Raw genomic sequence first — 23,556 nt, forward strand, 5'->3', positions numbered from 1 at the left:
ACGAGGGCCGGAGACGTGTCGTCTCCGGCCCTCGTCGCGTTCGTGCGCCGCTGTGCTCAGCCCACGCGGTCGTAGTCGTCCTCGTGGCGGCAGATGTCGTCCTCGCCGGTGTAGCCGCCGCGCTGCACCTCGACGATGACCAGCTCCTCGGAGCCCTCGTTGGCCAGGCGGTGCTTCGCGCCCAGCGGTACGTCGACGGTGTGGCCGGGGCCGGCGGTGAAGGTCTGGTCGTCGACGACGCAGGTGGCGACGCCGAAGACGACGACCCAGTGCTCGGAGCGGTGCTCGTGGGTCTGCAGCGACAGCCGAGCGCCGGGGTTCACGTGGATCCGCTTGATCTTGTAGCCGGGGGCCACGTCGATGACGTGCCACGACCCCCAGGGGCGGTTCTCGGAGTCCAGAGTCATGCGGGCGCGCCCTTCGCTGTCGTCGTCGCGGGCCGAACCCCCCGCTCTCGAGAACCATGGTCACTGCTGTCGCGCCGGTTGGCCAATCGTCCCGCCAACCGGACCAACCGGTCCACACCGGTCAGGCGCCGTCCGGCCGTCAGGGGGACTCAGCCGCTCCGGACGCACCCCGCGCAGGTGCCGAAGACAGTGAGGTGGCCGTAGTCGGGTGCGAAGCCCCGCTGCGCGACCAGCGACGTCAGCGCCTCCTCGACCTCCTCACGGCCCACGGGGAACGAGCGGCGACACTCGCGGCACACCAGGTGGGCGTGCTCGTGCCCGCGCGTCGAGTGGTACGTCGGCGCCCGGTCGGAGAGGTGGGCGTGCCGGATCAGGCCGAGCTCGTCGAGCAGCTCGAGCGTCCGGTAGACCGTCGAGAGGTTGATGGAGTCGGAGTGGCGCCGCACCTCGGCGAACACCTCGTCGGGAGTCGCGTGGCCGAGGGTCTCGACCGCCGCCAGCACGAGCTCGCGCTGCGGGGTCAGCCGGTAGCCCTGGGACCGGAGCAGGGCCTGCCAGTCGGTGGTCCCGACCGGCTCGACCGGCGAGCCGGAAGCACGCTCCTCGGCCACGGCTACTGCCGCTTCAGCTGGGCGTGGGTGTGGGGCTGGAGCGGGTGACCCTCGGCCGCCATGTCGTAGGCGTACATCAGGTCACCGTTGACGTAGCCGTAGAGGCGCTTGCCGCCGGCGTACTCCCGCGCGGTCTGGGTGCGCACCACCGCGTCGGTCACGATCTCGAACCGCGGCTGCTCGGGGTGGATCTCGCCGTACCAGGTCTCGACGATGCCGGTGTTGTGCGCCAGCACGACCTCGAGCCCGCCGTCGTCCTGCGGACGCAGGAAACCGGTCTCCTGGGCGGCCTCACGGACGTGGTCGCCCTGCTCGTCGACGATCCAGGAGCGGGCGAGGTAGTGGATGAAGGGGCGCCCGTCCTGCTGGAAGATCAGCTCCTGCCCGAACTGGAAGGGCTCGACGTCGGGGTACTCGCCGTGCCCGTTGCCCGCCCAGGTGCCGAGCAGCCACGCAAGCCGGGCGCAACGCGGGTGGATGTTGTCGGGGATCTCGAACGGCATGGGGCCAGAGTCTAGGACCCGGTGCGCAGCAGCTCGCGAGCGTCGGTCGGCGTCCTCGGTGTGCGCTGGGCGAGCCTCGGGAGCTCGACCGAGCCGCGCGTCGCGGCGTCGTGGACGACCGGCACGCTCTCGGCGGTGTCAGGCCGGGACGTGGCTGGGAGCGACGGCGAGCGCGGCTGGGTGCGATGGAAGTGCCGACGGGCGCCCGAAGGTGTGACACGCTCCGACGACCAGGAGCGCGAGGAGGACCAGACGTGGTGTCAGCACGGGCCGCCGGTGTCGGTCTGATCCTGGCCGTCATCTCCGGCGTGGCGGCGTGCGGTGGCGACCCGCCGCCAGCTGCGGAGGAGGCGACCGCTCCCGCGTACGCCACCGCGACCGAGGCCTACGAGGCCGTCGTGCAGGCCTACGCCGGCCACGAGTGCGACGTCGCAGCCCAGCTCGTCGACGGGTCGGCCCAGGGCATCGAGCAGTTCCTCGACGGCTGTGAGAAGCGAGAGAACCTGCAGGTGATCAAGACGCTCGAGGTGACCGGGAGGCCACGCGACACCTCGCTCGACCCGCTCCCCCCAGGGGTCAGCGAGGCTGTCGGCCTGACGGCCGCCTTCACCGCGGAGAGCGGCGAACCGACCGACTACTACCCGGACATGGTGCGCATGGACGGCCGCTGGAAGCTGTGGCTGCCGGGCGACGACGCCGGCGCCCCGAGTGGAGGACCGACACCCGACCGCTCATGATCGGGGCGCGCGGAAGTGCAGCCCCACCTCGGGGTCGACCACGACCTCCTGTGCGGCCGGGAGACCGTCGACCTCGAGCTGGGCGTCGACCGGGGTGTTGCGCTTGAGCAGCGCCAGGGCGATCGGCCCCAGCTCGTGGTGGCGGGCGGAGGTGCCGACCGTGCCGACCTGCCTGCCGTCGAGCGTCACGGCGCTGGACCTGGTCGGGAGCCGGTTGTCGGAACCGTCCAGGTGGAGCAGCGTCAGGCGCCGGGGCGGTCGTCCCAGGTTGTGCACCCGCGCCACCGTCTCCTGGCCGCGGTAGCAGCCCTTGTCGAGGTGCACCGCGGACTCGACCCACCCGACCTCGTTGGGGATGGTGCGCTGGTCGGTGTCGAGTCCGAGGCGAGGCCCGCCGCGAGCGATGCGAAGCGCCTCGTGCGCCCACAGCCCCGCAGCCGGGCCCGCCGCAGCGGCGTACGCCTCGAGCTGGTCGCGCGGGACGAGGTCGTACTTGCCCGGCGCGGTCTCGCCCGTCGGACGCCAGCAGACCGCGACGTCCTCGGTGGCGTCGACGACCTCCACCCGCATCATGAAGCGCATCCGGTCGAGGAACGCCACGAGCGGGCCAGCCTCGCCAGGCTCGACGTGGGCGGTGAAGGTCTCGCCGTCGTCGGCCGCGTGCATGGCGTGCTCGACGTGGCCGTTGGGCGAGAGCACCAACGCCGTCGTCTGCTCACCCGGGGCCAGCCGCTCCAGGTGCTGGGTGGTCAGCGAGTGCAGCCACGACAGCCGGTCCGGCCCGCTGACGCGCACGACGCCGCGGTGGGACAGGTCGACGAAGCCCTCGCCGCGCGTCAGGGCGCGCTGCTCGTTGTTGAACGAGCCGTAGTGCGCGGCGACCGCGGCGTCGACGCCGTCGCCCGCCACCGCCCCCGGCAGCGAGAGCAGCGGGCTGGGCGCGGCGCTGGGAGCGGGGTCGATCGTGGGGACGTCGTCGCTCATGGGTCCATTGTGCGCAGGACTGGGCACGAGGGTGCCGCGGGACCGCGTACCGGCGGCCGGGTGTCGAGGCTGCGAGCGGAGGACGGCTCGCTCACCCGCCCGGGCGACGGGTGGGGACGGGGATGGGCTCGGGAGCGAGGTCGCCCTCGACGTCGGAGAGGTCGCCGGGCACGCAGTCGGTGCCGACGCCGACCGCGACCGACCCCGGCACACGACGCGACGGCGCCGCGCTGAGCGTGAGGTCGTCGCGGGAGAGCTCGGCGGACGGGCGAGGCGCGCCGCTGCTCGACCCGAGGGTCCAGCCCTCCCCCTCGAACAGGTCGCTCACCTGCTGCACCGTCTCGGCGACGTCGCTCTCCACGGCGCTCACGACGATCTCCGTGCCGTAGCCCACGGAGGGGCTCGGGTCACCGCTGCACGACCGGTAGCGACCGGACGCCTCGCTGACCTGGAGGCCGCCGGCCACCAGCACCGCTGCCACCTCCTCGGCCTCCGCGCGGAGCAACGCCCGCACGTCGGCCGCACCGCGGTCGTCACCGGGCTGGTCACCGGGCGGGGCGTCCGCACCGCTGCAGGCGACCATCGAGAGGGCCAGGACCCCGCACACGACCAGGGCCAGCGGGACCTGCGCTCGAGACCTCATCCGCCCACGCTAGCGAGCGGCCACGAGCCGGTGCGGCTGCCGGACCGGCGACTGGCACGATGCGCAGGTGCGAGCGGTGCTGCAGCGGGTGACCTCGGCCTCGGTCACGGTCGACGGCCGGGTCGTGGGGGCGATCGACGAGCCGGGCCTGCTGGTCCTGCTCGGCGTGACCCACGACGACGGGCCGGAGGAGGTGGCGTGGACGGCCCGCAAGATCCGCGACACCCGAGTGCTGCGCGGCGAGCAGTCGGTGGGTGACGCGGGAGCGCCGGTGCTCGTGGTCAGCCAGTTCACGCTGTACGGCGACGCCCGCAAGGGGCGGCGCCCGACGTGGTCCGCCGCGGCGCCGGGCGAGATGAGCGAGCCGCTCTACGAGGCCGTGTGCGCCGCGCTGCGCGAGGCCGGCACCCGCGTCGAGACCGGTGCCTTCGGCGCCGACATGCAGGTCGCGCTCGTCAACGACGGCCCCGTCACCCTGCTGCTCGAGAGCCCCTGACGCGCCGCGTCACCCGACGAGCTGGCCGACGACATAGGCCAGGAGCAGCAGCGTCACCACGATCAGGCCCAGCAGCGCCGGACCCACCCACCGGGCGTCACGGAAGGCGTCGTACGCCGCCCGGGCCGGGACCCCAGCCGGCTCGGCCTCGGGGTCGCGGTGGGTCGCCTCGCGGGGCGGGCCGCTGCGCACGGGCAGCTCGTGGGCCCAGCGCTCGTCGTCGGGGGTCTCGTCGGTCGCGTCGTCGTGCAGCTCGACGTCGGCGTGTCGGGGTCCGGTGGTCTGCTGGCCCAGCGCCTCGAGGTACGCCGCCCGGTAGGCCTCGGCGAACTCGTCGGGCACCTCGGGCGGAGGTGTGCCGGGCGGGGGCTGGGCTGACACGTTGGCACGATAACCGGCGCAGGCCGGGCGAGGTCGAGGGCAGCCATCAAGGGATGGTCCGCGACCGTGCGCGCGGACGCACCGGCTCGGGGTCCGAGGCACCGGACGGCCACCCCGCGGTGAGTGACATCACCACGTGAGTCGGCGTCGGGCGTAACGGAAGCGGGAAACGTCTCGTTGAGGACCTGACGGCACGTCCTGGTCCGGAATTGGGGGAAGTCTTGAGCGAGCTCCGCACAGCCGTCCGTCCGGTCGACCCCGGCCGTGCTCAGGGCATGCCCAGCGACACCCGCCACGCGTGGCGTCGCCAGTCCTTCCGGCGCGAGGCCGCGAACCAGCGCCAGTCCAACGGCCTGCACGCCCTGCCCTACCTGCTCGCCCTGTGCGACCTGGTCGTGGTCCTCCTCTCCGTCGTGACCGCGACGCTGGTCGTCGGCCCCCCGTCGACCTGGTGGGCCGGCAGCTCGGCCGAGGCGGTTCCGGGCCTCGCGCTCGGGATGCCGACCCTCACGATCGGCTGGCTGCTGCTCATCGCCCTCTTCGGCGGCTACGAGAGGCGTGTGCTCGGTGCCTCGGCGACGGAGTTCAGCCGGGTCCTGCGCGCCAGCATCGCCTGTGGCGCCGCCGTGGGTGTCGGCTCGTACCTGATGCGCTCGGAGCTCTCGCGCGACTGGTTCGTCGCCGTCTTCGGCGTCGGCATCCCGATGCTGCTGGTCGTGCGAGCCGCGGCTCGGGCGCGGCTCAAGCAGGTGCGCGCCCGGGGTGGGCTGCAGCACCGCGTGCTGCTGGTCGGCGACGTCGCCCACACCGACTCGGTGGCGACCGTGCTCGCCCGCGAGGAGTGGCTCGGATACGACGTCGTGGGCGCTCTGGCCCCCGAGCAGGAGGGGTCGGAGACCGCCGCCGGCATTCCCGTCGTGGGCGGCCTGACCGACGTGGCGGAGTCCGCCCGCGAGGTCAACGCGGACGTGGTGCTGCTCACCGGAGGGGCCGTGACCTCGCCCGACGAGCAGCGCGACATCGCCTACGAGCTCGAGCACGACCGCGCCCAGCTCGTGGTGGCACCCAGCGTCAACGACATCTCGTCCGAGCGGGTGCAGGTGCGGCCCGTCGGAGGGCTGCCGCTGCTCCACCTCGAGAAGCCGCGGGCGGCGAAGGCAGCCAGCTGGGCCAAGCGCACGTTCGACGTGCTGGGCGCCGGCGCCATCCTCGTCCTCGCCTCGCCCTTGCTCCTGGCCACGGCCCTGCGCATCTGGGTCCACGACCGCGGCCCCGTCCTGTTCAAGCAGCAGCGGATCGGCCGGTTCGGCGAGCCGTTCCGGTGCTGGAAGTTCCGCACCATGGCTGTCGACGCGGAGGAGCGCCTCGCTGCTGTGCTCGAGGCCGAGGGGCTGGAGCACGGCGCCTTCGCGAAGCTCGAGCGGGACCCCCGCATCACCGAGCCCGGCCGGTGGATGCGCCGGCTCTCCGTCGACGAGCTGCCCCAGCTGGTGAACGTCATCCGGGGCGACATGAGCCTGGTCGGTCCCAGGCCGCAGACGCAGGAAGAGGTGTCGGGCTACGAGGGCGTCGAGGCACGTCGGCTGCAGGTCCGCCCCGGCATGACCGGCCTCTGGCAGGTCTCCGGCCGGTCGGACCTCTCGGTCGACGAGTCGATGCGGCTCGACCGCTACTACGTCGACAACTGGTCGATGATGCAGGACCTGGCGATCATGTTCCGTACGGTCGGCGCCGTGTTCGGCTCCCGCGGGGCCTACTGACAGGGCCCACGGCAAGGCGTGCTGCCGGGGCCCGCCGTGCAACCGCAGCGGCCACGGCTCAGTGCTTCCGCGACCGGGCGGGTGCCGATCTGCCAGTCTGTCCGGACCCGGCCGGTGCCCGGACACGTGCCACGCCCCGAGCGATCGAAGGACGAGGAATGGACCTGCAGGACTACGTCGGCGCCTTCCGTCGCAGCTGGCTGCTCATCGTCGTCGCGACGTTGCTGGGCGGGGCCGTGGCCTTCGGGGTCACGTCGCAGATCACCCCGCAGTACACCTCCACCTCCGGGGTGTTCGTCTCGACCACGCCCCGCGACGCCTCGACCGCTGTGGCGGGCGCAGAGCTCGCCCAGCAGCGCGCAGCGTCGTACGCCGACGTCGTCGAGGGGCTCGACCTGGCCCAGGAGGTCATCGACAGCCTGGGGCTCGACGAGACCCCGCAGGAGCTCGCCAGCCGCGTCGAGGCCACCGTCGTACCGGAGACGGTCGTGCTGCGCATCGAGGTCACGGACCCTGACCGCGCGAGGGCCCAGCAGATCAACCAGGAGGTGCTCACCCAGCTCGAGGCCGCGGTCGACCGCCTCGAGACGCCGCCCGGGGCCGACCGTCCCCTGCTGGTCGTGAGCGTCTTCGACGCCCCTCGGGCCCCCCAGGAGGCGAGCTCCCCGCAGCCGGTGCTCAACGTCGGGCTGGGGCTTGTCGTCGGGCTGCTCGTCGGCCTCGGCCTTGCCGTCGTCCGTGCGTTGCGTGACTTCGGGGTGCGCAGCCTCGACGACACCCCCGCGCTGGCGGAGCTCCCGCTGCTCGGCTCGATCGCCTACTCCTCCGACGTCGCCGCCCACCCGGTCATGACCGACCTCCCCACGCACGCCCCGCGCGCCGAGGCCTTCCGAGTGCTCGCGACCAACCTCGCCTTCGCGGACGTCGACCGGACGTCGACCGTGCTGGTCGTGACCAGCAGCGTGGCGGCCGAGGGCAAGTCGACGACGGCGCTGAACGCGGCCGCGGCGCTGTCCGCGAGCGGCAAGCGGGTGCTCCTGGTCGACGGTGACCTGCGCCGCCCGCAGATCGCCAGGTTGGTCGGGGTCGAGCAGGCCGTGGGCCTGACCAGCGTGCTCCTCGGCGCGGTGTCGCTGCCCGAGGCCGTCCAGCAGCACGCCGCCTCCGGTGTCGACGTGCTGGCCTCCGGGCGGATCCCCCCGAACCCGGTCGCGCTGCTGCAGTCTGAGGCCATGCAGCGCCTGCTGGAGGAGGCGAGGGCTGCCTACGACGTCGTCGTCGTCGACGCTCCCCCGCTGCTGCCCGTCACCGACGCAGCCCTGCTCAGCGCTCAGTCGGACGGCGCGGTGCTCGTGCTCCGGCACGGCGAGACGACACGCGACGAGGTCACGGCGGCGGTCGCGCGACTGACCGCCGTCGACGCCCGGCCCGTCGGCGTGGTGTTCAACATGGTCCGCAAGAGGGACCGCAGCGGTGCCGCCGACGCCTACAGCTACGGCTACGCCCCGTCGGCGGCGACCCTCGCGGACGACGTCGGCAAGCGCTCCGCTCGCTGAGCGGCCGCCCGCGACTGTCGGTCGTCAACGGGAGCGGGTGATCCCCTGGCCGAGCAACCGGTCCGGCTGGTGCATGGCCTCCGGCCAGGCGAGCGCGCCCGCCTCGAGACGTCGGACCACCTCGGCGTGCAGCGTCTCCACCTCGGGGTGGTCGAGCGGGTCGAGCGGCGCGGAGAGCACCGTGGTGCCGGCCTGCAGCGGACGCCCGGGGCGGCGCGACGTCATCACCACCACCGGGCTGCCGAGCTCGTGCGCGACGCGCAGCGCGCCCGAGGACAGATGCAGCTCGCGACCGAACAGGTGAGCGGGCGTGTGCCCGGCGAGGTCGATCGCCACCATGACCGCCTTGCCCGCCACCAGCCGCTCGCGGATCAGTCGCGAACCGCCTGCGACGTCGATCAGCGTCGACCCGGGGACCGACGTCATCGTGTGCACCGCGAACTTGGTGTTGCGGTCGGCCGCGGGGTCGAAGCAGTCGGAGATGCCCACCGACTCGGTCGCCACGCCCAACCGGGCGAGCGACGGGCCCGACCCGATGTAGTCGCCGTGGTGGAAGAAGCTCATCACGCACCCCCGCCCCAGAGCCAGCGCGTCCCGGAGGTGCTCGACGCCGTCCACCTCCTGGTGGGTGAGCAGGGCCGGACGCCGGTAGGCCTCCTGACGCCAGGCCGCGTGCAGCAGCAGCGGGCCCACCAGCGCTTCGACCTCCTCGGCCGAGGCCTGGTCGCCCAGCACGACGCGCGCGTTGCGCTCGGCGATGTCGCGGCGACCCCGTCGTCGGCGTCCGATCGCCGACCTGGCGCGCACCAGGGTCGGGAGCGCAGCCGCGGGCAGGAGCTCCCGGGCCCTCAGCGCTGCCTCGAAGCGGCGCCGATCGGCAGCGGTGGCGAACACAGGGACGTCGTCGATCACGGGTCTCCCAGGGCGGTGCGGGCAGTGGGCAGGCAGACGGAGCCACCCATGCTGGTGGCTCCTCCCGTCCCCACCAACGACCGTCCGCGTCGCCTGTCACGGCCGGGCCCGGGTCGCCTGGTGGGCAGGGCGTCCGGCCGCTGCCGGACTGCGTACGCTGAGGCCGTCCTGCGCTGCCGACGAGGAGACCGAGTGCGACGCATCCGGCAACGGGTCACCAGCGGGAGGGCCCGCACGCCGGCCCTGGCGGCGCTCTACCTCGTGGGGGCCGCCGCCCCACGTTTCGCGGCCTTCCTCCTGCTGCCCGTCTACGCCTTCGAGCTCTCGCCGGCGGAGCTCGCGGCGTACGGCATCGCCGTGTCGCTCGCGCAGCTGCTCGGCATCCTCAGCGACGCCGGGGTGCTCGACGGTCTCGGCATCACGTACTTCGAGCAGCGCGACGAGGACAAGGCGGGCTTCCTCAAGACCGTGGTCGTGCTGTCGCGGCTGGTCTCGCTCGTCGTCATGGTCCCGCTGGCGCTGGTGCTCGCAGTGTTCTGGGAGTCGCTCTTCGGGTCCGGCCTGTCGCTGTGGCCGGGTCTCGTGCTCGTGCTCGCCTTCGCCTTCCTGCAGCGGGGCAACACGCTGGCGGGCGGCGTCCACCGGGTGCGCGACCACCACACCCGGTTCGCCGCGACCAAGCTCGTGCCGGCGGCCGTGCAGGTGGTCGCGGGCGTGGTCTACGTCTTCGTGCTCCACCTGGGAGCCGCGGGCGCCGTCGCTGCCGCCCCCACCGGCTTCCTGGTCTCGATCGTCGTCGCCAGCCTGGGGCGCGGGCGACCCCGCGTGCCCTTCGCACGGCTGCCGCGCGAGACCGCCCGACGCATCATGGCCCTCGGCCTGCCGGTGGTCCCCGAGTCCCTGGCCCGGTGGGCCCAGCTGCTCTCGCTGCGCCCCCTGCTCCAGCTGACCTCCGCGGTGCAGGAGACCGCCCGGTACACCTTCTCCAGCGCCTTCGCCCAGGTGGTCTCGCCGGTCACGGAGGCGTTCGAGCAGTACGTCACCCCGAAGTACTACCGGTTCTGCGTCACCGGAGACGACGCCGGCGTGGCGGGCCTGAGACGACTGACCTCGTTGTTCGGCGGTATCGCCGCGTGCGGCGCCATCGTGGGCATCGCGCTGATGGACCCCGTCTTCAGAGCGCTCGCGCCACCGGCGTACGCCGACACCGCCGGCATCGCGGCCATCGGGCTCGCGGGGATCCTGCTGCGCAGCCCGATGTCGCTCATGGTGCACAACCTGCGGACCACCGACCGCCGCGCCGCGCTGCTCGCCACCGTGGTCGTGGGGCTGGCCGCCAGCTACCTGCAGTTCGTCGTGCTCGTGGGGAGCCTCGGGGCCACGGCGGCTGCGCTCTCGATCTACGTCTACCCGGCGGTCAGCTGCCTGGTGATGACGGTCGTCCTGCGAGGAGGACGGCACCGCATCGTCGACCTGCGCGACCTGCTCGTCACCAACGCCGCCGTGCTCGGCGTCCTGGCCGTCATGCTGACCACCACCCACGACGGCACGTCCTCGATCGACTGGGTGGTGATGACGACCGCGGTCCTCGTCGGCGGCGCGGTTGTGACCGCCCTCGTGCTGGCCCGGCACCGTGACGTGGTCCGGGCGGTCATCGGCGGCCGTCCCGACGGACGGAGCGCCGCGTGAGCACCGCTGCCGCGCTCGTGGGAGTCGTCGCCGTGGTGTCCGGGCTCGCCTTCCTCCACCCCTTCGTGCTCTACCCCCTCTCGCTCCGAGTGCTGCCGCGCCGACCCGTCTCCACGCAGGCCGCCGACGGCGACGGCCCTCGCTTCAGCCTGCTGATCTGCGCCTACGACGAGATCGCCTGCATCCACGACAAGCTCGCCAACCTCGAGCTGCTGCACGCTGCGCACCCCCGCCTGGAGGTCCTCGCCTACGACGACGCGTCAGGTGACGGCACCTACGAGGCCCTTGCCGCGCGCCCCGACCTCGTGCGGGTCGTGCGTGGTGCCGGGCGGACCGGCAAGGCCCACGGCATGAAGGTGCTCGCCGCCCAGGCGAGCGGGGAGGTCCTCGTCTTCACCGACGCCAACGTCACCCTCGACCCGGCTGCGCTGGAAGCCCTCGCCGCCACCTACCGCGACCCCGAGGTCGGCGGCGTCTGCGGACGCCTCGTCTACACCAGCTCGGCGGACGCCACGTCGACCGAGACCGTCGGGGGCCTGTACTGGCGCCTCGAGGAGTCGACGAAGGCCTGGGAGTCGCGCACCGGCAACGTCATGGGCGCCGACGGCTCGATCTTCTCGGTGCGCACCGCGCTGTACCCCGACTTCCCGGACACGGTGCAGGACGACTTCACCGTCTCGATGAACGTCCTGTTCGCCGGACGACGGCTCGTGCGCGACCCGGGTGCACTCGCGCGCGAGTCACTGGTCACCGCCTCCGACGAGGAGTTCCGGCGCAAGGTCCGCATCGCCGCACGCGCCTTCCACACCCACCGCCACCTGCGTCCGGGATTACGGCGTCTCTCGGGGCTCGACCGCTACAAGTACGTCTCGCACAAGGTGCTGCGCTGGCACGCGGCGACCTCGCTGCTCACCTGTGCGGTCGCGACCGTGCTCCTCGCCGGGCTCCTGCTGCCACCGCTCGGGCTCGCGCTCGCGCTGGTGGTGGTAGTCGCGCTCGCGCTCGGGACCCGCCTGGGCCGTCCGCGGCTCTGGCAGCAGGGGCGCGAGGTCGTCGCGGCGCTGGTGGCGACCAACCTCGGCGTCTGGCAGGCCCTACGCGGCAGGACGTACCAGACCTGGCAGCCGCCGCCCCGCTGACGCGGCCCCACGTCCCAGCACCGCGGCGCCGGAACGGTCGAGGGCGACCAGGACCAGGGCGTAGATCATGGCGAAGTAAGGCACGTGCGTCGGGAACACCTCGAGGGCACCGACGACCACCAGGACGGCGCCCGGGAGCAGCACGAGATCGGCCCGGGCTCGCCAGGCGGTGGCGACCATCGCCGCCAGCGAGGCCGCCAGCGCGACGAGCCCGGGGATGCCGTCGCGCAGCCACGCGTCGAGCACGCCGTTGTGCACGCTGGAGATGCCGATGGCCCCCTGGATCTCGGTCGTCTCGAAGAGCCGCTGGATCTCTGACTGCCCGACACCCAGGAACGGCACGTCCTGTTGGAGAACGACCTCCCACACGGCGGTCCGACGGGAGAAGGTGATCCCCGAGAGCATCCCGGCGACGTCACGACCCCCTGGAGCGTTGAGCCACATCGCTGCCGCGACGACCCCCGCCGCGGACGCGAAGGCGGCGGCGGCGAGCATCGGTGCGCCGGCGCCGGCTCGGCGCACGCGCAGGACGCCGGCGAGAAGGAGGACAAGAGCGGCCACGGCCATCGAGGTCTGGCTGCTCGAGGCGAGGATGCCCAGCAGGGCGAGCGCGACCGCCGCCCAGCGCTGCCGCCCCGCCGAGGCGAGCACCGCGACCACCACCAGCAGGACGCCTACGGTGCCGAGCACGTTGGCCGAACCCAGCAGGCCGACGAGCCGCCCGTCGTAGACCGGTCGCAGGAAGGCCCGCTCGTTGGTGCTCACCACGTCCGGGTAGACCAGCCCCAGTGCGAGCGAGGCGCCGACGATCACGACCAGGGCGCGCCGCAGCGAGACCGCCAGCAGCGACGCGGGCAGCCTGCTCGCCGCCACGAGCGCCAGGACGCTGGCCAGGTGGTTGACGGCGTCGCCGGGCTCGAGCCGGGCCAGCGCGAGCACGGCACCCACGGCAGGCACGGCGACGAAGCCGAGCAGCAGCGACGGTGGCACCCGCGACCCGGTCGATCCGCGGACCTGGACGCCGACGACGTAGGCCGCGGCCAGGACGCCGACGGCGCGGAACCCCAGCTCGGCGACGCCGGGGAGGGCCGGGACCGCCCGGCCGATCGTGACCCCGAGCACGAGGCTCACCCACATCACCGTGGCGACGACGGCACGGCGCCGGTCAGCAGCCGGGAGCGTCTCGGAGAAGCCCGTGCCCATCCGTCGGCCCTCCTGTCGTGGGGTCAGCCGAGAGTATGCCGGGTCGGGCACCCGGTCGGCCGCCCCGACCGCGTGCCGGTCGCGTCAGCCCGGGACCCACGTGCGGATCCGGTCGAGCTGCATCACGGCGGCGTCCCCCGACCACACCGTGCCGGCGTCCGGCTCGCCGTAGCTGCCTCCGACCTGGAGGTTGACCCGGAGGTTCCACGCCATCCCGGCCTCGTAGTACTCGTCGTACCACGCGGCGTCCTCGGCGGTGAAGCGAGCCGTGCGCGTGCCGTCCACCCACATCGTGATGCTGCCGGGCACCTTCTCGACCGTGTAGGTGTGCCAGTCCGTCGCCGCCGTGTCGCCGATCTCGGCGAACCGCGTTCGTCGGCTCACGTAGTCGTGGTCGACGCCGTAGGCCGAGTGGATCGTCTGGTGGACCGTGGGGTCCTCCCGCTCCGCGCCGTAGGTCTCGACCAGGTCGATCTCTCCCATCTGCCCGTCGACCGGGCGCAGCCACAGGGGCGCGGCCCACAGGCCCTGCTGGTAGGGGACCCTGGCGCGGACCTCGACCCGGAAGGTGTCGGGCAGCGCGTACTTGCCGTTGGTGTCGAGCCGGCCCGAGGTGTAGGACCGGCCGCCCGCCTCCTCCGGCAGCGCCTGGACACGCAGGGCGCCGTCGACCACGCTGACGTTGTCGCGCTGGAGCCAGCTGGCCTCGTTGGCGGCACCCCACCCGTCGGCGATGCTCCACCGGTCGTCGGCGACCCGGTCGAAGTCCTCGACCATGTCGAGGCGCCACTGCAGCGCCCGGGGCGTGTCCCGGCCGACCCAGACGGCGACCCCAACCGCGAGGGCGAGGACCAGCAGCACCGTCACCGTGCGCCTGGCCGCCGGACCGCGCCGCTGCCGACCGAACGGCACCCGGCCCTCGTCCTCGAGCGCCCCGACGGCGAGGTGCCCGTCGATGCGAGAGCCCATGCGCGCCAGGCTACGGACCGGGACCCAGACGGGTCACGAGCCTGGCGCGGCCGTGCGCGGCTCAGGAGGCCGGGACCCAGGTCTTGATGTAGTCGAGCTGCATCACGCTGTTGTCGCCGGACCAGTCGGTCGTCGCGTCGGGCAGGCCGTAGCTGCCCCCGATCTGCATGTTGACACGGAGGTTCCACTGCTTGCCGGACTCGTAGTACTCGTGGAACCAGGAGGCCGAGGCGGGCGTGAAGGTGGCGGTGGGGACGCCGTCGACCCACATCTTGATGCTGCCCGGCTTCTTCTCGATCGTGTAGGTGTGCCAGGCGGTCGGCGCCTGGGGCCCGATCCTCGAGAACAGCGTCTTGGTGCTGACGAACTTGTGGTCGGCCCCGTACGCCGAGTGGATGGTCTGGTGGACGGTCGGCCAGCGGGTCTCGCTGCCGTAGGTCTCCACCAGGTCGATCTCCCCCATCTGCCCGTTCGTCGGACGGAACCACAGCGGCGCTGACCACAAGCCCCGCTGGTACGGCACCTTCGCCCGGACCTCGGCGCGGAAGTAGTTGGGCAGGGCGTACTTGCCGTTGGTGTCGAGCCGCCCGGAGGTGTAGTCCCGCCCGCCTGCCGACTCGTGCCTCCCCTGGACCCGGAGGATCCCGTCGACGGTCGACACGTTGGCGGCGCGCAGCCAGCTCGACTCGTTGGCCGCGCCCCACCCGTCGGCGATGCTCCAGCGCTTCGGTGCGAGGCTGTCGAAGTCCTCGACCATGTCCACCCGCCAGCCGGCCGGCGCCGTCTCCGGCGCCACCTCCGGCGTCGTGGGAGCCGGCGTCGTGGGAGCCGGCGTCGTGGGAGCCGGCGTCGTGGGAGCCGGCGTCGTGGGTCGCGGGGCGGTCACGACGGGCTGGGCCAGCGGTCGCAGGACGCTCGACACACGCACGGGCTTGCGGGAGCCGCCGGTCGACCGGGCCAGGACCCGCAGGACGCCGCCACCGTCGAGCGTCCGCAGCGAGACCGACCCGGAGCGCCATGCGGCACGCCTCGCCCGCACGGACAGGGTCTTCGAGCCCACGACGGCCCCGCCGACCACGTGCTGCAGCGTGACGCGAGCGGTCGTCGACCTGCGGATGGCGCGCACCTCGACGCGTGCGACGTACACCTGGTCGGCGACGGGTACCAGGCTCGCGACGACCCGGGCGGCGCCGACCCGCGACGACACCGCCGCGGTCGCGCTGCCGGTCGGCAGCCACATGGTCGTGGCGACGAGCAGCGTGAGCGTGGCGAGCAGCGCGGCACGGAGCGACAGGCGGACGGACGACATCGACGTGACCTCGGGAAGCGCGGGGGGCGGGCGAGGTCATATCGAATCACGGTTTTTAAGTGCTTATGTCCGTTTTAGGAGTATCGAATACCCCACCGCTCGAGCAGCCCGAAGTGGGCGAGCGTCTCGCGGAGCTGACGGTCGTTCTCCCCGCCGTGGAGGTTGGTCGCCGTCAGGCCGCTGCGCTGCCCGCGCCAGCGCGTCGGGAGGTCGAGCGGTTCCGACCCCACCTGGCGCACCTCGGTGCCCGCTGCAGCCGCGCACGCCTTGAACCAGACGTCGTCGGCGCGAGGGCACAACCGCATCGCCGCCCCGACGTCGCTGGTCTCCGTCGGCAGCGAGCCGGGCGGGTAGAGGATGCCTCCCATCCCCGTCAGCAGGGTGAGGTCGGAGCTGGTCGAAGGGCCCGCGAACGGCCAGGTCCCGTAGGGCTGCAGCCGGCCGTCGCGCACGACGATCTCGCGCCCCCGGGTCCCCCAGACCGTGGTCGGCGCACGCAGATGGGCGGCCCAGAGCTCCTCGAGCCAGGCGTGCGGGTAGACGACGTCGTCGTCGACCGTGACCACGACCCGCTCCGACAGCTCGTGGAGCAGGGGAACCAGCTTCTTGAAGCTGCGCAGGTTGTCCGCCGTCCACCTGACCTCGACGCCCCGCGAGGCGAGGCGCCGGATCTTCCGCGGGAGCGCACGGCCGGGAAACTCCTCCTCGGCCAGCACCAGCACCACCGTGCCGGGCGGGCGCGACTGGCGCAGCAGGGAACGCAGCGTCAGGTGGACCCTTCCCATCCGCGGCGGGTAGGACGTCAGGGCCACCAACGGGTCGGTGCGGAGCCCGGTGCACCGGTGCGACCCGCGCAGCGGCAGGGCGGCACGACGCTCGGCCGCGATCGCCCGCACCTCGCGGCCCGCCGCCGCGGCGTACCGGCGCAGGACGCCGGTGGCTCGACGCGGCACAGGCTGCACCCGGCTCCTCCTCGTCGTCGACCACCCCCGGCCCTGGGGCGGAGGCCGGTCTCATTACACCAGCCGCGCCGGGCCCGGCGGCGCCCGCGTGACAGGATCGGCCCCGCCCTCGTCCTGCCAGCCATGGGGAAGCCGCGTGACGACCCTCGCCATCTGCACCGACCGCGACGACCCCGCCGACGCGGGATCGTGGTCCGGCACTCCGGCCAACCTCATCGCCGCACTGGAGGGGCTCGGGATCGACGTCGTGCCCGTCGGCCCGCTCGGCGGCCTGCCCCGGTGGGGGCTGCAACGGTGGGCCGGCGTGACGGGCCGGCTCGGGCGGCGCACCAACTGGGAGGTCGAGCCCCTGGCCCTGCGATACATGGGCGGACGACTGGCGGCGGCACTGCGTCATCGACCCGTCGACGCCGTCGTGACGATGGGCTGGTACCCGCTGCTGGGTGCGCGCACCGAGCTGCCGCCCGTCTTCTACTACGGCGACGCCCACATGGCGGCGCGGCTCGACAACTCCCCCTTCTGGTCGCACATCTCCCGTCGCACCCGCCGCCGGGCCGTCACCACCGAGCGCCTCGCGCTGGCATCGCTCTCCGGGGCGTTCATGTCGTCACGGTGGGCCGCCGACGGCCTCGTCGAGACGGCCGGGATGGACCGAGACCGCGTGCGGCACGTCCCGTTCGGCGCCAACGTCACCGACCCCGGCGAGGTGGACCGGAGCGCGCCCGACGGCCGGTCGGTCCGCCTGCTGGCGGTCGGGGTGCAGTGGCACCGCAAGGGCCTCGACCGGGCCGTGCTCGCCGCCGACGAGCTGAGCCGCCGGGGCGTCGACGTGCACCTCGACGTCGCAGGCGCGCTCCCTCCCGAGGAGGGCTGGGAGCGCCCCTGGGTGACCTACCACGGCTTCGTCGACACCCGGACGACCGACGGGCGCGAGCTGCGCGACCGGCTCTACCGCGAGGCCGACGTGTTCGTGCTCCCGACGCAGTACGACCCGTTCTGCATCGCCCTGTCCGAGGCCCACGCCTACTCCTTGCCGGTGGTCGTGACCGCTGTCAACGGGATCACCGAGCGCATCACCGACCAGGGCGTCCTGGTCGACCGCGACGCGTCACCGGTCCGGATCGCCGACGCCGTCCAGCAGTCGTGCGCTGACTACGACCGGCAGGTGGCCGCCGCCCGGGCGACGTTCCTCCGCGACGCGAACTGGGCCCAGAGCGCCCGCCTGCTGGTCGACCACGTCGAGGAGCTGCGCCGCTAGGACCGGGAGGCACGCTCGACGGCGGCCCGCCGGCGGCCCCGACCGCCCAGCAGATCTGCCGCCAGAGCACCCAGGAGCATGCCGAGGGTGTTCGCGACGACGTCGACACCCGAGGCCGACCGGTCGGGGAGCAGCAGGCCCTGGCCGAGCTCCACGGTGAGCGCGCCGACGAAGCCGTACACCGCCCAGTCCTGCCAGCGGCTGCGACGAAGGGCGGCCACGCCGAGCAGCCCGACCGGCACGACCAGCAGCACGTTGGCGACCACCTCGGCGCGGTCGTAGGTGAGCAGCGTCGGCGGCACGCCGCAGAGGACCGCCACGTCGGTGAAGGCGATGACGAGCCTGGTCTGCAGACGTGCGGCCGGGGTCAGGACCGCGAGGGCGACGACCAGCAGGTAGACGACGAGGAGGGGACGGGCCCTTCGAGAGAGGACCTCGTCCTTCCTCAGGGAGCGGTTGCTCCGGCCCGTCCCCTCCTGGGCGGGGTCGTGTGGTTCAGACAGCGACGGCGACCTCGGCGACGCTGCCCTTGCGGGCGGTCACCTTGGTGTCGACCGGGTCGGCCTTGGGCGCGAGCGTCCGCAGCGTCCAGTCGCCGTTGCCGGCGAAGAACCGGAAGTGGCCGGTCGCCGAGGTCGGGACCTCGGCAGTGAACTCGCCGGAGCGGTCGAGCAGGCGCACGTAGGCGTTGCCCACCGGCTCGTCACCGCGGGTCACGCGACCCTGGATGATCGCCTCCTTGGCGACGTCGATGCCGTCGAGCGACAGGCCACCCTCGGTGGCGCCGCACATCAGGCGTCACCCGGCTCGTCGCCGAGCGCGATCGGGACGCCGACGAGGGAGCCGTACTCGGTCCAGGAGCCGTCGTAGTTCTTGACGTTCTCGTGGCCGAGGAGCTCGCGCAGCACGAACCAGGTCAGCGACGAGCGCTCACCGATGCGGCACAGCGCGATGGTGTCCTTCGAGTCGTCGATGCCGACCTCGGCGTAGAGCGCCTTGAGGTCGTCGTCGGACTTGAAGGTGCCGTCGTCGTTGCAGTTCTTGCTCCACGGCACGTTGAGCGAGGTCGGCACGTGGCCGGCGCGCTGGGCCTGCTCCTGCGGGAGGTGAGCCGGGGCGAGGAGGCGACCGGCGTACTCGTCGGGGCTGCGCACGTCGATGAGGTTCTGCTTGCCGATCGCGGCGACGGTGTCGTCGCGGAAGGCGCGGATGGAGTGGTCCTGCGCCTGCGCGGTGTAGGACGTCTTCTCGCGGCTCGGGACCTCGGAGACGAGCTCGCGGGAGTCGAGCTCCCACTTCTTGCGGCCGCCGTCCATCAGGCGCACGTCGGAGTGGCCGTAGAGCTTGAAGTACCAGTAGGCGTAGGCGGCGAACCAGTTGTTGTTGCCGCCGTAAAGCACCACGGTGTGGTCGTTGCCGATGCCGCGCTCGCTCAGCAGCGCCTCGAACTGCTCCTTGTCCAGGAAGTCACGACGCACCTGGTCCTGCAGGTCGGTCGTCCAGTCGAGCTTGATGGCGGTGCGGATGTGGCCCTTGTCGTAGGACGTGGTGTCCTCGTCGACCTCGACCAGCACGACGCTGTCGTCGTCGAGGTGCTCCTCGACCCAGTCGACGCTGACGAGTGCGTTCTCGCGGCTCATGCGTTTCTCCTTGTGTTGACGTTCTCGGGGTGGTGGGTGGTGTCAGGTGCGGGCGGTGACGCGCTTGGTCACCAGGTAGAGCTCGCAGCCCAGGCACAGGCCGAACACGGCGTTGAGCAGGGCGGCGACCAGCGCAGCGCCGACGGCGACCGTGCCGAGCAGCGTCGAGCCCGCCAGGAAGCCCAGCAGGCCGAGCAGCGCGAAGACCAGCCCGACGGCCTGCGCGAAGCGCGGCGGCTCGGGGTCCTCGAGGTGGCTCGGCGCCGACAGCCGCGGCCGGACGACGTGCCTGAAGAGGTACGCCGCCGGGGTGCGCTGCACGCCGAGCGCGGCGCCGGTCGCGAAGAGCACGGCCTGGCCGGCCAGCAGCACGACGGCGAAGGCCGACGGCGCGGTCAGCAGGACGAGCGCGAGGACCACGCTGGTCAGGATCGCGTTGAGCTGGGGACCACGGGGGTCCAGCTGGGTGGTGCTCATGGCCCTCCTCGGGGCGCGCGTCGGTGGACAGGACGGCGGACCGACGGCGGCGCCTCAGCGAGCGTCGGTCAGGAGGGTCGACACAGCGACGAGCGCACGCGGCAGTGGTCGACCGCGCGGCGCTTGGTCAGCAGCGTCGTGAGCACGGGTCCGAGACTAGGGAGGTGTGGGCCGCGAGGCCTCCTCCGTCTCGCTCCGCGGACGGCGTATCCGCATGTCGAGACGCGGTCGGTCATGGGAGCGCCGCCGCGAGCGCGGTCATGACCTGCTGCCGGGTGGGCGCGCCGGCGGCGCGGGTGACCTCTCGGCCGGTGGCGTCGAGCACGAGCGTCGTCGGGGTGCGCCGCACGGCGAGGCGACGTACGAGGTCGAGGTGCTGCTCGGCGTCGACCTCGACGTGGACCACGCCCGGCACCACCTCGACCACCTCGCCGAGCACCCGTCGTGTCGCCCGGCACGGGGCGCAGAACGCCGACGAGAACTGCAGCAACGTCGCCCGCTCCCCCAGCTCGTCGGCGAAGGGCGTGCCTGCGAGCACGCCGACGACTGCCTGCCCGCTCCCCGAGGACGTCGCTCCCGAATCCCTGTGCCCCGAGGGCGTCGCTCCCGTCTCCGTGCCCCCTGAGGTCGCCGCTCCCGTCTCCCTGCTCCCTGAGGAGGTCGCTCCCGTCTCCGTGCCCCCTGAGGAGGTCGCTCTGCGACCGTCTCGAAGGGCCTGGTTCTCGACAGGCTCGACCGACGACGGACGGGGCTCGAGCGACGAGCGCGCGGCAGCGCGGAAGCGGCCGTCGGTCCGACGCCGGAGCACGCCCAAGCCCACCGCCACCACGACGGCGACGACCAGGACCCAGGCTCCGGTGCTCATCACGGACCCAACGGCGACGGACCGTCGTTGCTTCCCGCACGAGGTCGAGCGGTCACCGGCGCGGGCCGAGCGTGCGGCTCCGTGCGACCGGCCCGAGGCCGGAGTCGGCCAGCCCGGCGGTCGCGTTGTCGGCGCGGACGGCGAAGCGCAAGGCGCGCCGGAGGTCGACGCCGCGCACGGTGCAGCTGGTGCGCTGCGTGCTGCAGCCGCCGTTGCCGTACGGCGCGGTGACGACGTAGCGGCGTACCGGCGCACCCCCGTCGGCGCGGGGAGCGGCCCAGCGCAGCGTCACCGCACCGCCTCGGACGGCCACTCGGACGTCTCGCACCCGGCCGGGCGGCCCGACCGGAGCCGCCTCCACCGTCGCCGGGACCCCGTCGAGATCGTCCTCGACCGCGCGCACGGCGACCCGCACCTCCTCGCCGGCGACGAGGTCGCCGACCACCGCGGTCCAGCGGCCGCCCCCCTCTGACGTGGCGTCGAGGGAGACCCAGTCGGTGCCGTCGGGGTCGACCGCGAGCTCGAACTGCTCCGCACGTCGACCCGTCGCGTCGACCAGGGGTGCCGTCCAGGTCAGCCCGACGGAGGTGGCACGCGGGTCGGCCCGCAGGTCGGACGGCGCCAGCGGCGCGAGGGGGCGCGACGGCGCAGACGGCGCACGGGCGGCCTCCACCAGCCGCGCGGCCTCGCGGTCGACGGGGACGACCGGCTCGGTACCGGCGGCGGCCACCATCAGCCCGACCGAGGCCACGGTGCCCGCCGCGACCAGGACCAACGCCCCGGGCAGCAGCTGCTCGAGCCGTGACCCACCGGCGACCTCACCGGCGACCTCATCGACGGCAGGGCTCGGACGACGCGCTCGGTGCTGCACGGGCCATGGCTACCCCGTGTGCGCCCTCCATGCCCACTCGGTGCACACCTGGCGAGACACCGGGCCGAGGAGGGGGATCAGCCTCCGGCGAAGGGCGGCAGCAGCTCGACCGTGGCACCGGGCTGGACCAGTACGCCGGCCGGGTCCTCGGTCGTGACGGGCCGGTCGCCGACCATGACCGAGCAGCAACCGACGACGTCGGCGAACCGGCGGTCGCGCGGCTGCGTGGCGCGGCGCAGCAGGTCGGAGAGGGGGATCGGCCCGCTCACCGAGAACACCTCGGAGTCGACCCCGGCGGCCGCGCGCGCGGACGCCCAGTAGCGCAGCGTGACGGAGCCCTCGGCGCTGACCTGGGGCTGCTCGCGGTCGACCACGGCTATCCTTGCTGCTCGTCCGGACGGTCCCGTCAGCGTAGACGGGCCACCCGCACCCATCCGGGGAGCAGCCATGACCACGGTGCTGTTGCTGACCAAGTCGATGCAGCCGTCGGCCGACGTCCTGCCTGGGCTCGCCCTGCTCGCCCACCCGGTGCGGGTGCTTCCCGCCGAGGGCAGCGCCCTGCTCGAGGCCCCCGACCACGACGTGCTGCTCGTCGACGGCCGCCGTGAGCTCGCCCAGGCTCGGGACCTGTGCCGGCTGGTCCGCACGACCGGCTCGCAGCAGCCGGTGCTGCTCGTCGTCACCGAGGGCGGGCTCGCCGTCGCGGCCCACGACTGGGGCATGGACGACGTCGTGCTCGACTCCGCCGGCCCCGCCGAGATCGACGCCCGCATCCGGCTCGCCATCGCCCGGCTGGCAGCCGCCTCCGACGACGACGGCCCCGACGCCCACGTCATCCGCTCCGGCGAGGTCACCGTCGACGAGGCGACGTACACCGCCAAGCTCGGCGGGCGCGTGCTCGACCTGACCTTCAAGGAGTTCGAGCTGCTCAAGTACCTCGCCCAACACCCTGGCCGCGTCTTCACCCGCGACCAGCTGCTGCAGGAGGTCTGGGGCTACGACTACTTCGGGGGCACCCGCACCGTCGACGTCCACGTGCGTCGCCTCCGCGCCAAGCTCGGCCCCGAGCACGAGGCGCTCATCGGCACGGTCCGCAACGTCGGCTACCGCTTCGTCGTGCCGCCCCGAGAGACCGCCGAGGAGCGCACCCGCGCCGACGCCTGACACAGCGCTCGCATCGCTGCGCAGGACGGTCTCGATCGTCGTGGGCGAGGGCCAGGTCGGGCCGGGCGGACGCACCTACGAGAGCTGAGCCGCCGCACCCTTAGTCTTCGGGGATGGTCGACATCACGCGCTTGGAGGACTACGACTGGGCCGCCGAGACCGGGGCCGCCGCCGACGTGCGTCGCGTGGCCCGGGCCGCCACCGCCCACGAGGGCGTGACCACGCTCAACGAGCAGGCCTGCTTGCAGCTGAAGTACCGCGGCCTGCGCGGCGCCGAGCTGTACGTCGCCCACGAGGCCGGCGAGGCGGTCGGCTTCCTGCTCCGCCACGGCGAGCACCTCGTCGACCTGGCGGTGCACCCCGACGCCCGGCGCCGCGGCGTGGGCCGGGCGCTCGCCGACGCCGGCCTGCCCGACGGCACCCGCGTCGAGGCGTGGTCGCACGCCGACCACCCCGGCGCCGCCGGTCTCGCCCGCCACGTCGGCCTGCCCCGCGAGCGCGAGCTGCGGATCATGCGCCGTGCGCTCACCGACCTGCCGCCCGTGCCCACCGCCGACGGCGTCGTGGTGCGCGGCTTCGAGCCCGGCGACCAGGACGACGTCGTCGCGGTCAACGCCAGCGCCTTCGCCCACCATCCCGAGCAGGGCCACATGACGGTCGAGGACTTCTGCGAGCGCGCCGACGAGGACTGGTTCGACCCCGCAGGGCTGCTGCTCGCCGTACCTGCCCCCGGCACCGACGGCCCGCCGCTGCTCGGGTTCCACTGGACCAAGGGCCACCGCGACGAGGACCCGCCGTACGGCGAGGTCTACGTGGTGGCCGTCAACCCCCGCGCCGCCGGTCGCGGCCTCGGCAAGCTCCTCACCGTCGCTGGCCTGCACCACCTCGCCGACTCCTACGACAGCGTGCTGCTCTACGTCGACGCCGACAACGAGCCCGCCGTCGCCCTCTACTCAGGCCTCGGCTTCGAGATCGATCGCGTCGAGGCGCAGTACCGCGGGGTCGTCTCGCGCTGACGCC

At 73.3% G+C, this 23,556-nt stretch carries 27 protein-coding genes; 9 read left to right on the plus strand and 18 right to left on the minus strand.

What is annotated here, in order from left to right:
- Window positions 1–56: 56 nt before the first annotated feature.
- The 3 genes from ACYU8I_RS06305 to ACYU8I_RS06315 all read right to left on the minus strand — a co-directional run bounded on the left by ACYU8I_RS06305 (window position 57) and on the right by ACYU8I_RS06315 (window position 1,521).
- Entirely contained in the window at window positions 57–407 is a 351-nt protein-coding gene (locus ACYU8I_RS06305) for a phosphomannose isomerase type II C-terminal cupin domain (RefSeq protein WP_460838619.1), read from the minus strand.
- A 149-nt stretch (window positions 408–556) separates the two neighbouring features.
- Window positions 557–1,018 (minus strand): Fur family transcriptional regulator, encoded by a 462-nt coding sequence (locus ACYU8I_RS06310; protein ID WP_460838622.1) that lies wholly within the window; start codon window positions 1,016–1,018, stop codon window positions 557–559.
- 2 nt (window positions 1,019–1,020) lie between these two features.
- Window positions 1,021–1,521: a heme-binding beta-barrel domain-containing protein gene (locus ACYU8I_RS06315; protein ID WP_460838624.1), complete on the minus strand. Its 501-nt coding sequence runs from the start codon at window positions 1,519–1,521 to the stop codon at window positions 1,021–1,023.
- 254 nt (window positions 1,522–1,775) lie between these two features.
- On the opposite strand from ACYU8I_RS06315, the gene ACYU8I_RS06320 reads away from it, so the two are divergent.
- Complete coding sequence (locus ACYU8I_RS06320) at window positions 1,776–2,258, plus strand: hypothetical protein (protein ID WP_460838627.1); 483 nt, start codon at window positions 1,776–1,778, stop codon at window positions 2,256–2,258.
- On the opposite strand, the gene ygfZ is transcribed toward ACYU8I_RS06320, so the two are convergent.
- Complete coding sequence (gene ygfZ / locus ACYU8I_RS06325) at window positions 2,253–3,242, minus strand: CAF17-like 4Fe-4S cluster assembly/insertion protein YgfZ (RefSeq protein WP_460838629.1); 990 nt, start codon at window positions 3,240–3,242, stop codon at window positions 2,253–2,255. The two genes, ACYU8I_RS06320 and ygfZ, sit on opposite strands and share 6 nt — an antisense overlap.
- A 91-nt stretch (window positions 3,243–3,333) precedes the next feature.
- Window positions 3,334–3,885 (minus strand): hypothetical protein, encoded by a 552-nt coding sequence (locus tag ACYU8I_RS06330; RefSeq protein WP_460838632.1) that lies wholly within the window; start codon window positions 3,883–3,885, stop codon window positions 3,334–3,336.
- Window positions 3,886–3,952: 67 nt separating this feature from the next.
- On the opposite strand from ACYU8I_RS06330, the gene dtd reads away from it, so the two are divergent.
- Window positions 3,953–4,381 carry a D-aminoacyl-tRNA deacylase gene (gene dtd / locus ACYU8I_RS06335; RefSeq protein WP_460838635.1) on the plus strand — a complete coding sequence of 143 codons (429 nt, stop codon included), beginning with the start codon at window positions 3,953–3,955 and terminating at the stop codon, window positions 4,379–4,381.
- A gap of 9 nt (window positions 4,382–4,390) precedes the next feature.
- On the opposite strand, the gene ACYU8I_RS06340 is transcribed toward dtd, so the two are convergent.
- Window positions 4,391–4,762: a hypothetical protein gene (locus tag ACYU8I_RS06340; protein ID WP_460838636.1), complete on the minus strand. Its 372-nt coding sequence runs from the start codon at window positions 4,760–4,762 to the stop codon at window positions 4,391–4,393.
- 275 nt (window positions 4,763–5,037) lie between these two features.
- Here ACYU8I_RS06340 and ACYU8I_RS06345 point away from each other — a divergent pair, with 275 nt between their 5' ends.
- Together ACYU8I_RS06345 and ACYU8I_RS06350 are read left to right on the plus strand one after the other, a co-directional pair.
- Window positions 5,038–6,522: a sugar transferase gene (locus ACYU8I_RS06345; protein ID WP_460838638.1), complete on the plus strand. Its 1,485-nt coding sequence runs from the start codon at window positions 5,038–5,040 to the stop codon at window positions 6,520–6,522.
- Window positions 6,523–6,680: 158 nt separating this feature from the next.
- Window positions 6,681–8,078 carry a tyrosine-protein kinase domain-containing protein gene (locus tag ACYU8I_RS06350; protein ID WP_460838640.1) on the plus strand — a complete coding sequence of 466 codons (1,398 nt, stop codon included), beginning with the start codon at window positions 6,681–6,683 and terminating at the stop codon, window positions 8,076–8,078.
- A 24-nt stretch (window positions 8,079–8,102) separates the two neighbouring features.
- On the opposite strand, the gene ACYU8I_RS06355 is transcribed toward ACYU8I_RS06350, so the two are convergent.
- Window positions 8,103–8,990: a lysophospholipid acyltransferase family protein gene (locus tag ACYU8I_RS06355; RefSeq protein WP_460838641.1), complete on the minus strand. Its 888-nt coding sequence runs from the start codon at window positions 8,988–8,990 to the stop codon at window positions 8,103–8,105.
- A gap of 192 nt (window positions 8,991–9,182) precedes the next feature.
- On the opposite strand from ACYU8I_RS06355, the gene ACYU8I_RS06360 reads away from it, so the two are divergent.
- Window positions 9,183–10,679, plus strand: a complete 1,497-nt coding sequence (locus tag ACYU8I_RS06360) for a lipopolysaccharide biosynthesis protein (RefSeq protein WP_460838643.1) — start codon at window positions 9,183–9,185, stop codon at window positions 10,677–10,679.
- A complete protein-coding gene (locus tag ACYU8I_RS06365) occupies window positions 10,676–11,818 on the plus strand; it encodes a glycosyltransferase (RefSeq protein WP_460838644.1) in 1,143 nt (380 codons plus the stop codon). Before ACYU8I_RS06360 ends, ACYU8I_RS06365 begins: the two co-directional genes overlap by 4 nt.
- Here the strand turns inward: ACYU8I_RS06365 and ACYU8I_RS06370 are convergent.
- The 4 genes from ACYU8I_RS06370 to ACYU8I_RS06385 all read right to left on the minus strand — a co-directional run bounded on the left by ACYU8I_RS06370 (window position 11,774) and on the right by ACYU8I_RS06385 (window position 16,261).
- Entirely contained in the window at window positions 11,774–13,021 is a 1,248-nt protein-coding gene (locus tag ACYU8I_RS06370; protein WP_460838647.1) for an O-antigen ligase family protein, read from the minus strand. The genes ACYU8I_RS06365 and ACYU8I_RS06370 overlap by 45 nt on opposite strands.
- A gap of 84 nt (window positions 13,022–13,105) precedes the next feature.
- Window positions 13,106–13,990: a glycoside hydrolase family 16 protein gene (locus ACYU8I_RS06375; RefSeq protein WP_460838649.1), complete on the minus strand. Its 885-nt coding sequence runs from the start codon at window positions 13,988–13,990 to the stop codon at window positions 13,106–13,108.
- A 61-nt stretch (window positions 13,991–14,051) separates the two neighbouring features.
- A complete protein-coding gene (locus ACYU8I_RS06380) occupies window positions 14,052–15,299 on the minus strand; it encodes a glycoside hydrolase family 16 protein (protein ID WP_460838651.1) in 1,248 nt (415 codons plus the stop codon).
- Window positions 15,300–15,373: 74 nt separating this feature from the next.
- Window positions 15,374–16,261: a hypothetical protein gene (locus tag ACYU8I_RS06385; RefSeq protein ID WP_460838653.1), complete on the minus strand. Its 888-nt coding sequence runs from the start codon at window positions 16,259–16,261 to the stop codon at window positions 15,374–15,376.
- A 136-nt stretch (window positions 16,262–16,397) separates the two neighbouring features.
- Between ACYU8I_RS06385 and ACYU8I_RS06390 the strand changes: the two genes are divergently transcribed.
- The gene (locus ACYU8I_RS06390; RefSeq protein WP_460838655.1) at window positions 16,398–17,519 is read left to right on the plus strand and encodes a glycosyltransferase family 4 protein; all 1,122 of its coding nucleotides are present in this window, start codon (window positions 16,398–16,400) and stop codon (window positions 17,517–17,519) included.
- On the opposite strand, the gene ACYU8I_RS06395 is transcribed toward ACYU8I_RS06390, so the two are convergent.
- The 7 genes from ACYU8I_RS06395 to ACYU8I_RS06425 form a co-directional block, all read right to left on the minus strand.
- Window positions 17,516–18,022, minus strand: a complete 507-nt coding sequence (locus tag ACYU8I_RS06395) for a VanZ family protein (RefSeq protein ID WP_460838849.1) — start codon at window positions 18,020–18,022, stop codon at window positions 17,516–17,518. The two genes, ACYU8I_RS06390 and ACYU8I_RS06395, sit on opposite strands and share 4 nt — an antisense overlap.
- A complete protein-coding gene (locus tag ACYU8I_RS06400) occupies window positions 18,015–18,311 on the minus strand; it encodes a DUF1416 domain-containing protein (protein ID WP_460838657.1) in 297 nt (98 codons plus the stop codon). Before ACYU8I_RS06400 ends, ACYU8I_RS06395 begins: the two co-directional genes overlap by 8 nt.
- The gene (locus ACYU8I_RS06405; RefSeq protein WP_460838660.1) at window positions 18,311–19,159 is read right to left on the minus strand and encodes a sulfurtransferase; all 849 of its coding nucleotides are present in this window, start codon (window positions 19,157–19,159) and stop codon (window positions 18,311–18,313) included. Before ACYU8I_RS06405 ends, ACYU8I_RS06400 begins: the two co-directional genes overlap by 1 nt.
- 42 nt (window positions 19,160–19,201) lie before the next feature.
- A complete protein-coding gene (locus ACYU8I_RS06410) occupies window positions 19,202–19,636 on the minus strand; it encodes a DUF4395 domain-containing protein (protein ID WP_460838662.1) in 435 nt (144 codons plus the stop codon).
- A gap of 232 nt (window positions 19,637–19,868) precedes the next feature.
- Window positions 19,869–20,174, minus strand: a complete 306-nt coding sequence (locus ACYU8I_RS06415; protein ID WP_460838664.1) for a TlpA family protein disulfide reductase — start codon at window positions 20,172–20,174, stop codon at window positions 19,869–19,871.
- Window positions 20,175–20,553: 379 nt separating this feature from the next.
- Entirely contained in the window at window positions 20,554–21,372 is an 819-nt protein-coding gene (locus tag ACYU8I_RS06420; RefSeq protein WP_460838666.1) for a fibronectin type III domain-containing protein, read from the minus strand.
- Window positions 21,373–21,449: 77 nt separating this feature from the next.
- On the minus strand, window positions 21,450–21,746 hold the full coding sequence (locus ACYU8I_RS06425) for a MoaD/ThiS family protein (protein WP_460838668.1): 297 nt from the start codon (window positions 21,744–21,746) through the stop codon (window positions 21,450–21,452).
- Window positions 21,747–21,819: 73 nt separating this feature from the next.
- On the opposite strand from ACYU8I_RS06425, the gene ACYU8I_RS06430 reads away from it, so the two are divergent.
- Both ACYU8I_RS06430 and mshD read left to right on the plus strand, forming a co-directional pair.
- Window positions 21,820–22,536, plus strand: a complete 717-nt coding sequence (locus tag ACYU8I_RS06430; RefSeq protein ID WP_460838670.1) for a winged helix-turn-helix transcriptional regulator — start codon at window positions 21,820–21,822, stop codon at window positions 22,534–22,536.
- Window positions 22,537–22,649: 113 nt separating this feature from the next.
- Window positions 22,650–23,552 carry a mycothiol synthase gene (mshD, locus tag ACYU8I_RS06435; protein WP_460838672.1) on the plus strand — a complete coding sequence of 301 codons (903 nt, stop codon included), beginning with the start codon at window positions 22,650–22,652 and terminating at the stop codon, window positions 23,550–23,552.
- The last annotated feature ends 4 nt before the right edge of the window (window positions 23,553–23,556 follow it).

The organism is Nocardioides marmoraquaticus, assembly GCF_054777915.1.